Source organism: Polyangium sp. 6x1 (genome assembly GCF_029946515.1).
In the GTDB taxonomy this organism is placed as follows: Bacteria; Myxococcota_A; Polyangia; order Polyangiales; family Polyangiaceae; genus Polyangium.
Map to the genome: position 1 here is coordinate 1 of NZ_JARZHH010000075.1, position 13,953 is coordinate 13,953.

The 13,953-nt window shown below is 72.9% G+C and carries 9 protein-coding genes and 1 pseudogene; 6 read left to right on the forward strand and 4 right to left on the reverse strand.

Features of this window, described 5'->3' with window-relative positions:
- Positions 1-238 (reverse strand): annotated as a pseudogene (locus tag QHF85_RS41555) (hypothetical protein); the annotation flags it as partial.
- A gap of 245 nt (positions 239-483) precedes the next feature.
- Between QHF85_RS41555 and QHF85_RS41560 the strand changes: the two are divergent.
- Together QHF85_RS41560 and QHF85_RS41565 are read left to right on the forward strand one after the other, a co-directional pair.
- Entirely contained in the window at positions 484-2,145 is a 1,662-nt protein-coding gene (locus QHF85_RS41560; RefSeq protein WP_281332998.1) for a serine/threonine-protein kinase, read from the forward strand.
- Between the two features lie 192 nt (positions 2,146-2,337).
- Positions 2,338-3,180, forward strand: a complete 843-nt coding sequence (locus QHF85_RS41565) for a heme NO-binding domain-containing protein (RefSeq protein WP_281332999.1) — start codon at positions 2,338-2,340, stop codon at positions 3,178-3,180.
- A gap of 9 nt (positions 3,181-3,189) precedes the next feature.
- Here the strand turns inward: QHF85_RS41565 and QHF85_RS41570 are convergent, their stop codons facing one another.
- The 3 genes from QHF85_RS41570 to QHF85_RS41580 form a co-directional block, all read right to left on the reverse strand.
- On the reverse strand, positions 3,190-8,742 hold the full coding sequence (locus QHF85_RS41570; RefSeq protein ID WP_281333000.1) for a cellulose synthase: 5,553 nt from the start codon (positions 8,740-8,742) through the stop codon (positions 3,190-3,192).
- 79 nt (positions 8,743-8,821) lie between these two features.
- Positions 8,822-9,862: a hypothetical protein gene (locus QHF85_RS41575; protein WP_281333001.1), complete on the reverse strand. Its 1,041-nt coding sequence runs from the start codon at positions 9,860-9,862 to the stop codon at positions 8,822-8,824.
- Between the two features lie 158 nt (positions 9,863-10,020).
- Positions 10,021-10,233, reverse strand: coding sequence for a hypothetical protein (locus QHF85_RS41580; protein WP_281333002.1), 213 nt, complete (start codon positions 10,231-10,233; stop codon positions 10,021-10,023).
- Between the two features lie 172 nt (positions 10,234-10,405).
- Here QHF85_RS41580 and QHF85_RS41585 point away from each other — a divergent pair, with 172 nt between their 5' ends.
- From QHF85_RS41585 to QHF85_RS41600, 4 genes are all read left to right on the forward strand, one after another.
- The gene (locus QHF85_RS41585; protein WP_281333003.1) at positions 10,406-11,155 is read left to right on the forward strand and encodes an RNA polymerase sigma factor; all 750 of its coding nucleotides are present in this window, start codon (positions 10,406-10,408) and stop codon (positions 11,153-11,155) included.
- Positions 11,152-12,453, forward strand: a complete 1,302-nt coding sequence (locus QHF85_RS41590; protein WP_281333004.1) for a FecR domain-containing protein — start codon at positions 11,152-11,154, stop codon at positions 12,451-12,453. The genes QHF85_RS41585 and QHF85_RS41590 overlap by 4 nt, the downstream gene beginning before the upstream one ends.
- A gap of 52 nt (positions 12,454-12,505) precedes the next feature.
- A complete protein-coding gene (locus QHF85_RS41595) occupies positions 12,506-13,528 on the forward strand; it encodes a hypothetical protein (protein WP_281333005.1) in 1,023 nt (340 codons plus the stop codon).
- A gap of 67 nt (positions 13,529-13,595) precedes the next feature.
- Positions 13,596-13,871 (forward strand): hypothetical protein, encoded by a 276-nt coding sequence (locus QHF85_RS41600; RefSeq protein WP_281333006.1) that lies wholly within the window; start codon positions 13,596-13,598, stop codon positions 13,869-13,871.
- Positions 13,872-13,953 lie beyond the last annotated feature (82 nt).

Here is a 13,953-nt window from a genome sequence, read left to right on the forward strand (position 1 = left end):
CGCCGCCCATCCCGCCTGCGCCGCCTGCACCGCCGATGCCGCCTGCGCCGCCTGCGCCGCCCGCGCCGCCAATGCCACCCGCGCCGCCCTCGCCGCCGACGCCGCCCGCGCCGCCCGTTCCGCCCGGGCCCGTGGGTGTGATGGAGATCTCGTCGTCCCCGCACCCGGCCAACAGGGTCGTCGTGGCGAGCCCAGCGATCGCCATCAGGGCCGCGAGCCCACGCGAATTCGAATGCATCCGCACGTCATACCTCCAAGATCAAGGCCCGCGAAAAGCAAGCCGGCTTTGCCATCCTAGACCGGATCCGTCCACGAATGGCTGGATTCTCACGGTGCTTCCGGTAATCTGGCCGGTTTTTCGATCGCGGCGGAAGCTTCGTGCGGGACCGGCCGCCTGGCGCGTGCGGGAACGACGGAGACCACCCCCGCGGAAAGCCCCGCTTGACCACGCCGCCGGGAAACGGTCATATCGGAGGCGCTGGCATGGAGGATCGAGAGCTCTGGGAGCGGCGAATCGGGACGACGCTGCGCGACACGTGGAGGCTCGAGAGCCTCATCGGCGTCGGCGGGATGGCCGCCGTGTACGTCGGCGTGCAGCAGATCGGCCGGCGCGACGCGGTGAAGATCCTCCACCCGGAGGTGGCGCGGCAGAAGGATCTCCGGGCGCGCTTCGAGCAGGAAGCCCGCGTCCTGTCGAGCTTCCGCCACCCGGGCGCGGTCGAGGTGCTGTTCATGGGCACGACCCCCGACGGGCTGCCCTTCATCGTGATGGAGCTGCTCGAAGGCGAGTCGCTCGCCGCGCGCTTCAAGCGGCTCGGCTCGATTCCCGTCGACGAGCTGCTCCGGTACGTCGACGAGGTGCTCTCGGTGCTCGGCGCCGCCCACGCGCAGAACATCGTCCACCGCGACATCAAGCTCGACAACGTGTTCGTTTTGAACAGCGGGCACGTGAAGGTGGTCGACTTCGGCATCGCGCGGCTCAGGAACTCGCAGCACGCGGTGCAGACGAAGATCGGCTCGATGCTCGGGACCTTGCCGTACATGCCCCCCGAGCAGATCCGCGGCGGCGAGATCGACGGGCGCGCCGACATCTTCGCGCTCGGCTCGACGATGTTCCGGGTGCTCGCGAAGCGACGCATCCACGAGGGAACAGGCGAGGCCGAGATCCTCGTGAAGATGTCGACCGAGCCCGCGCCGCCGCTCGCGACGCTGGTGAAGGACGTGCCGCCGTCGGTGTGCATGGTGGTCGACCGCGCGCTCGCGTTCCGCACCGATCGCAGATACCCGGACGCCGCGACGATGCAGCGCGACGTGCGCGCGCTGCTGCGCGGAGAGCCGCCGCCGTACGCGCTGGAGAGGCTCGCCGCAGGGGAGCTGCCGACGGCGCTGATCACGACGCCCGCGGCCGCGCCGGCGAACATCGATCTCGCCGAAGCGCCGACGGTACCGCCGCCGCCGATGGCCGCAGGGGATGCGCCGACGGCGGCAGGGATCGGCGCCATCGTGATGCCTGGCGCGATGTCCGCGCCGACGGCCGTGGCCGCCGTGACGAGCGTTTCGCCGCCGAGCAGCCCGACCGGCACAGGGCCGAGGTCGGCGACGGCCGCGCAGGCGAACGCGTCGATCCTGTACGGGCCGACAGTGATGGCGAGCGTGGCGAGCCTGGGTTTGTCGGAGCCGACGCCGCCGCCGGCGAGGGCGCCCGAAGCGTCGAGCCCGGTCGGGGCCGCGCCTTATGCGCCCGCAGGCCCGACGCCGCCGCCCGCGACAAACCCGTCCCGCGCGTCGCTGCCCTCGGCGCCCGCGCAAGCCGCGCTGCGCGCATCGGAGCCGACGCCCGCGCCCGCATCGGCCGCGCACACGCCGCCGCCGATGGCGAAGAGCTTGATCGGGATGACCGCCGCGACGCCGCCCGAGCCGCGGAAAATCCCGCTCATTCCGGCCCTGATCGGGGCGCTCGTGTGCCTGATCCTTCTGTTCGTCGGCATCGCGGTGTTCCGCGGGCAGGACGAGACGTCGACCGAATCCGGGGCCGGCGCGAGCTCGACGAAGGCGAACGCGGGCTCGGGCGCGCCGACGACGGGCACCGAGTCGTCGAAAAAGAGCAAAAAGCGCAACTGGGACAAGGTCAACTGGGACAAGTAGCTCGCTCGTGCATTGCAGAATCGCAATCCATCCGTTGCAGAAACGGGCTCGCGATCGTGGGCTCTCGTCCCACGCAGTCGCGGAGATCGGAGAGAACGCCGCATCGAGCGTTCGAGCCGGTTTCGGCGCTGATCTTGCATGACTTGACGATTTCAGGCCTCGCTCGAACGTAAGGCGGCGAGGCAGGGGGCCGTGGTGCTGGGCGTCATTCTCCTCGGGTTCCAAAACTACGTTCGCGACCGCCTCGGCGAGGAGCTCTGGCGCACGATCCGGAACGAAGCCGGCGTCGCGGAGCGCGTGTACCTGCCCTCCCAGACGTACCCGGGCGAAGAGCTCGCCGCGCTCGCGACGAGCATGTCGCGCCTGACGGGCATGTCGCCCGCCCTCGTGCTGGAGAGCTTCGGCGACACGCTCGCGTCCGAGCTCTTGAAGGTCTACGGCAACCTCGTCGATCCGCGCTGGCGGGTGCTCGACGTGCTCGTCCACGCCGAGGAGCTGATCGAGCGCATGGCGCAACGAAGCGGCGACATCGCGCCGCACTCGCCGGTGACGGCACGATGGGGCCGCGACGGCGAGGTTGTCCTGGTCTACCAGTCGCACCTGAAAGGCTGCGCGCTGATCAAGGGCATCGTGCGAGGGCTCGGCGCGAACCTGGAGCAGCCGGTGATCCTCGACGAGACGCGCTGCATGCTCGCAGGCGCGCCGACGTGCGAGATGGCCGTGCGGCTCGAACGAACGACGCAGCTCACGGAGCGAGCGCAAGGCCTCGCGCGAAGGCTCACGCCGCCGGCGATGAGCAAGTCGGCCCTGAAAGCCGCGCTGTTCGGAGATCGCACGGACATGTCGTCGGTGCCGCCGCCACCCGCATCGTCGGCATCGTGGAGGACCGAGACGAAGACGAGCCCGCCGTCGAGCGGGACGGCGCCCGCGCGGATCTCGACGCTGCCTGCGGCGCCGAGCCTGCCGAGCACGCCGAGCACGCCGCCCGGTCCGCCGAGCTCCGACGAGGCGTCGGAGCTCTGGCGTCGGCGCTGATCGAGCACGTCACGCGTTCGTCCAGACAGTGCCCGCGCGGCGCCGCTCCGCGTACGAGGCCGGGCCGAGCGCGTAGCGGAGGAGGTCACCCGTGACCGGATGCAGCACGACGAGGCGAGGATCCTCGGCGGCGCGCGCGACGTCACGATCGATGCGGCAGAGGTGATCGATCGCGGCGACGAGGTCGCCGGAGAGCAGATATCCGAGGCGATTTTCGCTGCGACGAACGCCGGCGGCGAGGAGGCGGATGTCGTAGCCGGGCGCGGCGGAGGGGAGGATCTCTTCGAGGAGCTTGCGTTGCCTGCGGCCGATGGCGCGCTGCACGTGGACGCCGAAGGCCTGGGCCGCCTGCTCGCGCACAGGGCCGAGGTCACGCGCGCCGAAGGAGGGATCGACGCAGCGCATGGCCGCGATGAGGAGAGCGTCGCAAGACTCGAGGGCGAGCTCGTCGAGCCAGGTGGGGCCGAGCGCGATCCGCACGAAGAGGCGGCCGAGGGCAAACGCTTGCTCGGGCTCGGGTAGCTCGGCGAACGAGACGGGGCCGACGATGGCCGGAGGATCGCCAGGGTAGACGCGCGGCATGCCTTGCCAGCTCTGCGAGAGGTAGAGCTCGAAGCCCTCGACGCCGAGGCTCTTGGCGATGCGATCGGCGAGGCGGTACGTGGAGCTGTTGTCACGCGAGCCGATGCGATCGCGCGAGGAGACGCCGAGGCTCGAGAGCTCGAAGCGCAGGGCCTTGTGCGCGATGGGCGCGATGGCGGCGGCGGCGAGGAGCATGGGGCTCTGCGCCTCGGCGACGAGGAGGCGGTGGAGCTCGGCGCCCGCGAAGACGCCGAGGTGCGGCGCGTCGGGGGGCATGCGGCGCGCGCGGAGGCGCGTGATGCGCTCGGGTTTGACGTCGCCGAGGCAAGCGCGCGTCTCCTCGACGGTGAGGCGCTCCTCGGCGCGGCCATCCTTGGCGAGCGCGGATTCGAGCGCGGCGAGGGCGGCGGAGAGCTCGCCGGTTTTCGCGAGGGCGTCGATGTCGGTCGCGAGGACGTCGCGCAGGACCTGGACGGCCTCGGCGTTGCGGTTGGCCGCGTCGAGGCCACGGCCGAGCGCAGCGCGGGCCTCGGCGCCGGCGTTGGGGAGCCCGACGGCCTGCTGGAGGTGCGCGACGCCGTCGCGCGGGCGCACGAGGACGGTGACTTCGAGCAGGCCGATCGTGGTGAGCCAGCGCGGGTCGATGGGCAGGCGGCGCGCCGAGGCGATCTCGAGGACCTGTCCGATCGCCGCGACGTACTGGGCCGCGCCGTCGGGCGTCTCGACGCGGTACTGGCGCGCGAGGGCGCCCCAGGGGCGCATGTCGGTCGGGCCGTGCGCGATGGCGTCGCAGAGCGCACGGACGATGCCGGCACGATCGCCGGCCTCGCGTTGCGCCTCGGCGAGGCGGAGGCAAACGTCGACGCGGGTGCGTGCGTCGGGTGATGCGTCCGCGAGGCGCGTGAGCGCATGCACGGCGAGCGCGTGATCCCCGCGCTTGGCGGCGATCTGGTAGAGGCGATCGAGCGCGAAGGCGTGCGAGGGCTCCGTCGAGAGCACGGCCTGAACGCACTGCTCGGCGCGCGGCAGATCGGCGAGCGGGCCTTCGTAGAGGATCGCGAGCTCGAAGTACGCCGCGGTGCGTGCCTCGGGGACGGCCGCGATCGAGACGATGCGTTGCCAGGCGTCGCGCGCCTCGGCCGGGAGGCGCTGCGCGGTGTAGAGGCGCGCGGTGAGCATGAGCGCGGTGACGTCGTCGGGCGTCTCGGCGAGGACGCGGCGCATGGCGGCGACGCCGATGCTCGGATCGGGCGAGCTGCCGCCGGCCTCGTGATGGCGAAGGACGGCACGGCCGATCTCGGTGCCGAGGAGGACGATCTGCGCGGAGGAGGCGGCGCGTTCGAGCGCTGTGCCGAGGCGCTCGGCGAGGCGCGCAGGATCGGGCGCGAGGCCACGGGCGAGCGCGCGCGCGGCGGCCTCGCAGTCGGGATCTTCGCGGAGGGCGTTCTCGTAGAGCTCGAGGGCCTCGCCCATGAGGCCGGGCTCCTCGGCGGTGAGCTGCGCGGCGCGGACGAGGTGTCCAGCGCGGCGCGCGGCGCCCTCGACGATGCGAGCGAGCGCGCGGTTCGCCGTGATGAGCGCCGCGCGATCGCCGAGCTCGCCGGCGAGTCGATCGAGTCCACGCGCGGCGAGCAAGCTGTCGGGGAAGAGCGCGAGGGTGTCGCGGTAGCCGGCGAGCGAGGCGCGGGCGAGCGAGGCGTCGCCGCCGCGGGCCTTGGCCTCGACGAGGATCGCCTCTTCGAGCTGGAAGAAGCCGCGCGCGAAAGGCTCGCGCGCGAGGGACTTGCGCGCGGTGATCGACGCGAGGAGGAGCGCGCCCGCGGGGCCCGTGGAGGCCGGCGAGATGGCGCCTTCGACGAGGCGACCGGCGATGCGGATGATCGCGTCGTGCACGCTGCTGTCGGCCGGGCGCTCGGCGACGACGCGGCCGAGCGCGTCGAGGACCACGTCGCTCGGGATGCGCTCTTCCAGCGTGACGAGGTGCGCGAGCGCGCCCGTGCGGGCGACGACCGATCGCGTTGCAGCGGCCTGCACGCGGAGGACGTCGGCGAGGGCGACGGCCTGCGCGCTCCTGTGCAGGTGCTCGAGCATGCGCAGCGCCGGAACGTGATCGGGCACGACGGTGATGAGGCCTTCGAGCAGCGACACGGCCTCGCGGCGATCTTTGCGGCAGAGCACGTCGGCGAAGGCGATGCGGATCGCGTGATCGACGGACGGCGTCGGGTGACGCGCGAGCCAGCCGGCGTAGAGCGCGGCGAGCTCGTCGGTCGCGCGGCGCCGCACGAGGATGCGCTCCATCGCCTCGACGACGGCCGGATCGAAGGCGCCCTCGGCGACGGAGGAGAGCGCGTCGGCGGCCGAGAGGGTCGCGAGCGCCGCCTGGTCGTCGCCGAGCAAGAGCTCCTCGACCTCGGCGGCCTGGAAGAGGAAGCTCGCGCGCGCGATGGGTCCGGAGGCGCCCTCGGCGAGCTTCTTCAGCGAGGTGACGAGGCGGCGATGATCGCCGGTGGCGCGGAGCAGGCGCATGATCTCGAGCCCCGGCATCGGGTGATCGGGGCGCAGGCGCGCGGCCTCCTCGTAGGCCTTCACCGCCTCCTGCGGGCGCTTGAGGCGCAGCTCGTCAAAGCGCGCGACCTCGACCCAGAGCCCGAACGAGCCCGCGGGCTCGTTGCGGATGAGCCCGAGGAGCGCTTGTTTCGCCTCCTCGTTCCGGCCCGCGCGGCTGAGCAACCGGAAGCGCGCGCGCAGCGCGTCCGGATCGGTCGCCTTCACGGCGAGCGCCCGATCCACGAGCTCGATGGCGCGATCCCGATCGCCCACGCGCTCGCCGACCACGTCCGCGGCGCGGAGCAGGAGCTTGCGCTTGAGCGCAGGATCCTCGGTCAGCTCGGACTCGGCGACGAGCGCCTGCCCGAGCCTGCGGTAATCACTGGCGCGCTGCGCGTTTCGTTGCATCGCGAGGAACGCGGTGCGCCGCACGGGATCGAGCGCGAGGATCTGGTCGAGCACCTCCATCGCGCGCTCGGGCTGCCCGAGCTCGTCCTCCCAGATGCTCACGAGCTTCTCGAGCAGCGCGATCTTGCGAGGCGCCTCGACCTGCGCGTGCGCGGACTGCGCGTAGAGGTCGATGCGCGCGCGCACGGCCGCGTCGGGCTCTCGCGCGGGCTTCTCGAGGAGCGCGGTGAGCGTGTCGAAGACCGCGGCGTCGCCGGGGTTCACGGTCCACGCGGCCTTCAGGTAGGCGATGGCGTCCTCGCGCTTGCGCAGGTGCCGCTCGCAGATGTCGGCCGCGCGCATGAGCGACGCGACGCGCTGGTGCGCGGGCCGCTCCGCGTTGCCTTCAGCGGCCCAGACCTCGACGCGGCGCTCGTGCCGGCCGAGGCGCTGGAGCGCGCGGTCGAGCCGCTCGCGCGTCGACTCGTCCACGGGATCGTGGAGGAGCGCCTGCTCGGCGTGGGCGCCCGCGTTCTCCGCTTGCCCGAGCGCGTCGTAGATCTCCGACAGCCGCACGTGCGCGTGCGCGATCGCCTCCTGCCCCGTCAGCGTGGCGAGCTCGCGCTTGCGCGTGATCGAGGCCTGTTCGAGCGCCCCTTCTTGCTCCTGCAGCCGGCTCAGCTCGGCGAGGATCCGACGCGAGGTCGGCGTCCCCGCGGGCGCTCGCGACGTGGCGCGCCCGAGCAGCGCGATCGCCTCGTGAGGATCGCGCAATCGCTCACACTGGATCCGCGCCGCCGTGTAGAGCAGCCGCGACGCGCGATCGTCGTCGAGCTCATGCTCGGCCTCGGCGGAGAGCGACTCGCAGAGCGCGCGCGGATCATCGTGGCGGACGTGGTGCCGCGCGAGCGCCGCGCGGACCGGCCCCGGCGCGGGCTCGAAGTTGACGGCGCGTTCGAGGGCCGCGGTCGCGAGCGCCGGTTGCTGGAGCATGTCGTCGAGCACCGCCGCGCGCTCGACGTGGAGCCACGCGGCGAGCCGCGCGTCCCCGTCGGGCTTGCCCGCCTCGGGGGCGTACGCGTCGGCCATGCGCTCGAGGTGCTTGGCGAGCGACTCCGCGAGATCCCGCCCCTTCGCGCGCTCGAGCTCGCGACGCAGCACGGCCTCCAGGCCGCGCAGCGCGTGCGGATGCGCGTGCACGAGCTCGAGGGCCTTTCCATACGCGGCGCGCGCCTCGGGCCAGCGCCCGAGCTCGGCCGTGGCGCGCGCGCGCTCGACGAGCAGGTCCGCGCGCTCGGCGTCGCTCTCCGCGACCACGAGCTCGTCGTCGAGGACCGAGATCCGCTCCAGCCGATCCTCGGGCTCGAACAGGTGCCGGAGCCGCGACAGCGCTGGACCGAGCGAGCGCGTGATCGAGCGCGCCGCCGCGAACGAGCGCCGCGCGGCGATCCGATCGTGCTCGACGCGCTCCTCGACGAGACCACGCTCGACGAGCGCGCGCGCCGCGGCCACGGGATCGGCGCTCGTGATGCGCTCGGCGCGCCGCGTGAGCTCGACGCCCAGCGTGACGGGCTCATTCGAAGCAGCCTCGGCAGGCGCAGCAGGCGCAACAGCAGCGGGCGGCGCAGCAGGCGCAGCCGGAGGCGCGGCACCTGTCGCGACGGTGGACGCGCGGCGCGGCGGCGCGGGACGCCCCGGCACAGGCGGCGGTGACATCGGCGGCAGCGGCGGCGGCGCCATCGCGGGCAGCGGCGCGGGCGCGGCGGCGCCGGCCTCCGACGCTGCCCGCACCACGGTCGTCGCGGGCTTCGGCGGCAGCGGCCCCACCGCGGGCACGACCTTGCCAGGCGGCGCGGGCTTCGGCGGGGCCGCGCCTTGCGGCGGCTGCGCGGCTTGCGCGGGTGGCGCGGGCTTCGCTGGCGCTTGGGGCTTTCCCTTGTCCGGCACGTCCCAGCCCGCGTCCACGGACATCATCGCGGGCCTTGCCTGCGGGGCGGGTTTGTCCTCGGCCTTCGGCTCGTCGGGGCGCTCGTCGTTCTCGGCCACGTGTCGATGCTACACGGCTTGCCCGTCGATCGAGCAAGCCCTGGGCAGCGGAGGGCCCTTCGTCAACCGAGGACGGGCGTCAGTTGCAGGTCGCGCCGATGCAGGCGGCGAACTCCTCCCCGCACTCGGTCTGGATGCACCCGAAATCTCCGCCACAGACGGGGAGCACCTCGACGGCGCAGGTGAGCACCTGATCCACGAAGAATTGCACGTCGGCGCAGCCCTGGGCGACGCAGTTCGCCACGCAGGTCACGCTGAATTTCGGGGGATTCGCGCCGAGATCGATGCATCCGAGGGCGCACGTGACCACTTCGAGGCAACCCTTCGCCTGGCACGTCCCGCAGTCCTGGGGGCAGATCGAGCACGTCTCGAAGGCCTCACACTTGCCGTTCGGGCACACCGAACAGACGCCGCAGTCCGTCTGGCACGAAGCGCACGTCTCGGTCCCGGTGCAGAAGCCGTCGCCGCAGCCCGGGCATTTTCCGCAGTCCCCGGGGCACGTGAAGCAGTTCTCGGTGCCCGCGTCGCACTCCTTGTCGCCGCAGCTCGGGCACGCATCGCAGTCGGGCGCGCAGGAGAGGCAGTCCTCCGGGGCCGTACAGAACCCGTCGCCGCAGCTCGAACACGCGCCGCAGTCCCCGGGGCACGACACGCACGTCTCGGCCGCGTCGCACGCGCCGTTGCCGCACGTCTGGCAGAGCCCGCAATCGACGGGGCACGTCGCGCAGCTCTCGTTCGCGTCACACGTCTTGTCGCCGCAGCTCTGGCACGTGCCGCAGTCGAGCACGCACGTCGCGCAGCTCTCCCCGTCGCCGCACGTCCCGTCGCCGCAGCTCGCGCACACCCCGCAGTCCGCGGGGCAGTTCTCGCAGGCCTCGATCCCGGTGCACGCGCCGTCGCCGCATCCCGCGCAGAACCCGCAATCTCCCGGGCAGCTCGCGCACGTCTCCTCGGGATCACACGTGCCGTCGCCGCACGCACCGTCGCCGCTCGCGCTCCCTCCCTCGGAAGGCGTGATGCTCGTGCGGCCGCATCCGGCGAAGGGGAACAACGCGCCGAGCGCGCCGAGCAACATCACCCCGACGAACGACCTCTGCACGAAGCGCCGCGAGCTCTGCATGGGATCCACCTGTCGATGCACAAGAAACGAAGCGAACGAGCTTCGATCCTACCCCGACCAGGCTTCCCCGCGCTGCGCCTCCGCGGCCTTCTTTCAGGCGCACAAAAAAGGACACCCCGGCGACCCGCAAAAAGCGGATCGCCGGGGTGTAAGTCGTTTCACTTCGGGGCGGCTTCGCCGGCCGGCGGAGCGGCCTGGTCGCCCGCGGGGGGCGCGGCACCCTCGGCCGGCTTCGCCGCGTCGCCCTCGGCCGGCTTCGCCGCGTCCGCGGGGGCAGCGCCGCCCTCGGGGGCCGCCGGCTCCGGCGTGGCGCCGCCGCAAGCGACCGCGAGGAGGGAGACCGAGAGGGCGAGGATGATGTGCTTGATCATGTTGTGATCCTCCGTACTAGCTGAAGAGCTCCCGCAGACGTCCGACCTGCGGCTCTACCCTGGACGCCCGAGGTCCCTGGAACGGCTCACGCGAGCTCCGAAAAAATCTTTGTGGCTGCCGTGAGCCACCTGCCACACCCTGAGCGTCCTTAGAGACGCAGGATTGTCGAAAATGGCGCCGAGACTTCAGCGCGGTCGGTTACGGCTCGTCGAGCCCTCCCACCGCCCCACGACCGAGGGCGACGAGGTGGCCGCGACGGAGGCCCCCGACCCTCGCGCCGAAGCCAAGCGCCCGCCCGAGACCTCGCGCGTCCCCAAAGGCAGCCGATCCGCGCTCGCCGACGTGCCCGACGCGCAGCTCGTCGGCCTCGGCGCGGAAGGCGACGTCCAGGCCCTCGAGATCCTCTACCGGCGTCATGCGGCCTTCGCGATCAACCTCGCCACGCGGATCGAGGGCTCGCCGCGTGACGTGGAGGACATCGTCCACGACGCGTTCCTCCGCGCCTTCGAACGACTGCGCGATCTCACGGATCGATCGGCGTTCCGCGGCTGGCTCGGTTCGATCGTGGTGCACGCGGTGCGCTCGCGCATGCGCCGCGGCAAGCTCCTGAACCTGCTCGGGCTCGGACGCGCGAGCGAGCCCGTGGACCTCGACGCTCTCACGAGCCCCGAGGCCTCGCCCCATGTGCGAGCGCAGCTCGCCCAGATCTACGCGCTCTTGCGCACGCTGCCCGCGGACGAGCGCATCGCCTGGACCCTCCGCTGCATCGAGGGGCACGAGCTCGAAGCGGTTGCCGGCCTCACGCGGTGCTCGCTCGCCACCGTGAAACGTCGTATTACGCGCGCACAGCGTTTCCTCGACGAACACTTCGTCGACCCGACCGGCAAGGAAGATCCGGTGAGCAAAGAGGTTTGCCGATGACCCGCCGCGTGGTGCCTCCCCTGCGCCCGCAAGACCTGCGGGACCACGCGGATCCGGCGCGCGTCGAGCGCGTCTGGGAGCGGCTCGAGCACGATCTGTCCGGCCGCGAGCCCGAGCGATCGCGGATGACCGGCACGCTGATCGCCGTCGCTGCCGCCGCGATCGCCGCCTTCTGCGCGGGCCTCTACGTCGGGACGAGCACGAGCAAGGACGGCGGTCCGACGGAGGTCCGCGCGATCGCCACCGAGAACAACGCGACGCCGAACGTGCTCGCCGCAGGCACACGGCAGGCGAGTTATCCGCTGCCCGGCGGTGGCACGTTGACCCTCTCGCCCGGCGCCACCGTGGAGGTCGAGCGCGGCGAAGGCGAAGCCGTCACGCTGCGCCTCCTGCGCGGCGAGGCCTCGGTGGACACGGCCGGCGCGCCCAAGGCCGGCGAGGTCGCGCTCGTCGCCGAGGACGCGACGCTCTTCGCGCGCGCGGGCAGCGTGGTGTTCGTTCGGCGAAACGAGGCCGACATCGACGTGCGCGTGGCGAGCGGCTCGGCGCGCGTCTCCTGGCCCGCGGGCTCGCGCGAGCTCTCGGGCGGCGACGGCCTCGAAGCCGTGCCGATGATCGCGCTCGCCGAGGCCCCGCGCGACGACGATCCGACGAACCCGAGCCCGCGCCCGCGCCGCGCGATCGCGCCGATGCCGCGCGACCTCTCGTCCCACCCGATCACGCTCTCGGCGCGCACCGAGACGCCGACGGTCGCGATGATCGCCGCGCCCGACTGGCGCGCCAAGTACAACGCGGGCGAGCTCGCGCAGGCCCTCGAGCTCCTGCGCCAGCAGCCAGGCGGGATCGAGGGCGCCATCGCATCGTCGAGGAGCGCCGCCGAGCTCGTGGTGATCGGCGACATCGCGCGCGCCAAAGGTGGAGACCCCTCCGCCGCGCTGCTCGCGCTCACGCGCGTCGTCGAGCACTTCCCGAACGATCCTTACGCGGAGATCGCGGCCTTCACGCTCGGCGGCATGTACGAGAAGATGGGCCAGGCGGATCAAGCACAAAAGTACTTCGAGCGCGCGCGGAGCCTCAAAGGTGTGCTCGCCGAGGATGCCCTCTGCAAGCAGATCCGCGCCGAGCATCGCGCCGGTCGGAAGGAGGAGGCGGCGCGCATGGGCACGGAGTATTCGAACAAGTACCCCGATGGCCGGTGCAAGGAGGACGTGGAGCGTATTCTCTCGGGCGAGGAGCCGACGCAGGAAGAGCCGCAAGCTTCACCGGACGCGGGAGCCGGCGACGCAAGCGCGCCCTGAAACGCCCTGCGCGTGGCGCTCGCCGGCCGCACGCACCGCGCTCGCCGCCCTCGTGACGTTCGCCCTGCCCCCGAGCGCAGCGCGCGCCGAGGGGCCGGTCCCTGCGTCGAGCGCGCCCGCGTCGAGCCCGCCTGCCGCGGCGCCGACCCCGGCGGCCCCGCGCCGCGTCGAGGTGCGCCTCTCGCTCTCGCGCGCCGCCGCCGAGGCGCTCGGCGGTGAGCCCCGCGTGCGGCGCTTGCTGGAGATCGAGCTCGACGACACGGGCACGCTCGCGCCCGGCCCGAGCGGCCCGCTCGGCGACGACGTGGCGCACGTGTGGATCGACCTGCCGAGCCCGTCCGAGGTCCTCATCGAAGCGCGGCTCGCCGAGCGCGCCATCGCGCGACGGTTCATCCTGATCGGCGGCCTCAACCCCGACGTCGCGGCGCGCCTCGTGGCCATCGCCGCGAACGAGCTCGTCCGCGCGCAGGCGCGCCCGATCCGGCCGCGCAAGGCCCCGGCCCCGCGCGCGCCCACGCCGAAGGAGCTCGAGCTCGCCGCGCGGCGCGCGCCCGCGATCGTCTGGTCGGCCGCGCCGAGCTTCGTGTTTTTGCCCGGTTCGTCCGGCACCTTGTGGGGCGCGGGCGCATCGCTCGGCTTCCGCGGCGCGAGCGTGAGCGAACGCGCGACCGCCCGCTGGCTCACGGGCCCCACGAGCGCCGGCGCCACGCGTTGGTTCGAGGTCGGCCTCGCGGTCGACTACCGCGTCTACCTCGGCTCGTCGGTCCGCCTCGCGCTCGGCGCCGACGCCGCGCTCGGCTTCCTGCACCTCAATGACGCGCGCGCGATCGACGGCGTCCCCGGCGCGCGGGATGCGTGGTCCGGTCGCGCGGGCGGCCTGCTCGGCGTCGACGTACGCGCGTTCGGCCCTGCGTGGCTCGGCCTGCACCTGAGCCCGGGCGCCATCCTCCGGGCCGCGCGCTTCGAGACCGCGGGCGGCCTCGGCGGCGCCGTCGAGGGGCTCTGGCTCGGCGTGGACCTCGCCTTGCAGCTCGACCACCCGCTCGCGGGATCTGCTTCGACGAACCCCCGGTGATCGCTCGCGAGGGAGGGGCCTTGTGCCTCGGCAGCGCGTCTCCATGAACTCCGAGGGGAGCCTTTCGATGCAACACCAGGGAGAGCCCGAGGAGACCTTCGTGCTCGGGCCTGCGAGCGCGGGGCGGGCGCTGCGGGCGCGCTTCGGCACGTTCGTCGGCGCCGACTATCTTCCCGGCAAGACGGCCATGCGCGACGCGCTCTGCGAGCGGTTCGGCGTCTCGCAGCTCGAAGCCGAGGAGCTCTGTGACGCGCTCGAGGCCTCGGGCGCGCTGCGCTTCATCAGCACGCCTGATGGCGAAGGCTTCCACATCGACAGCGACGTGGTCGACGAGGCCGCGTAACGCGCCTCCCGGTTCGCTGCGCGTCGAGCGACCTCGGGGCACGCGTGTTGCCCCCTCGCCGCGGAGCAGCTCGGCCCGGCGC

What these genes read in the sequence shown, in the direction of transcription:
- QHF85_RS41600 (WP_281333006.1), top strand. Translation starts at nt 13,596, where the DNA reads ATGCAACACCAGGGAGAGCCCGAGGAGACCTTCGTGCTCGGGCCTGCG.
- QHF85_RS41590 (WP_281333004.1), top strand. Translation starts at nt 11,152, where the DNA reads ATGACCCGCCGCGTGGTGCCTCCCCTGCGCCCGCAAGACCTGCGGGAC.
- QHF85_RS41585 (WP_281333003.1), top strand. Translation starts at nt 10,406, where the DNA reads ATGGCGCCGAGACTTCAGCGCGGTCGGTTACGGCTCGTCGAGCCCTCC.
- QHF85_RS41580 (WP_281333002.1), bottom strand. Translation starts at nt 10,233, where the DNA reads ATGATCAAGCACATCATCCTCGCCCTCTCGGTCTCCCTCCTCGCGGTC.
- QHF85_RS41575 (WP_281333001.1), bottom strand. Translation starts at nt 9,862, where the DNA reads ATGCAGAGCTCGCGGCGCTTCGTGCAGAGGTCGTTCGTCGGGGTGATG.
- QHF85_RS41560 (WP_281332998.1), top strand. Translation starts at nt 484, where the DNA reads ATGGAGGATCGAGAGCTCTGGGAGCGGCGAATCGGGACGACGCTGCGC.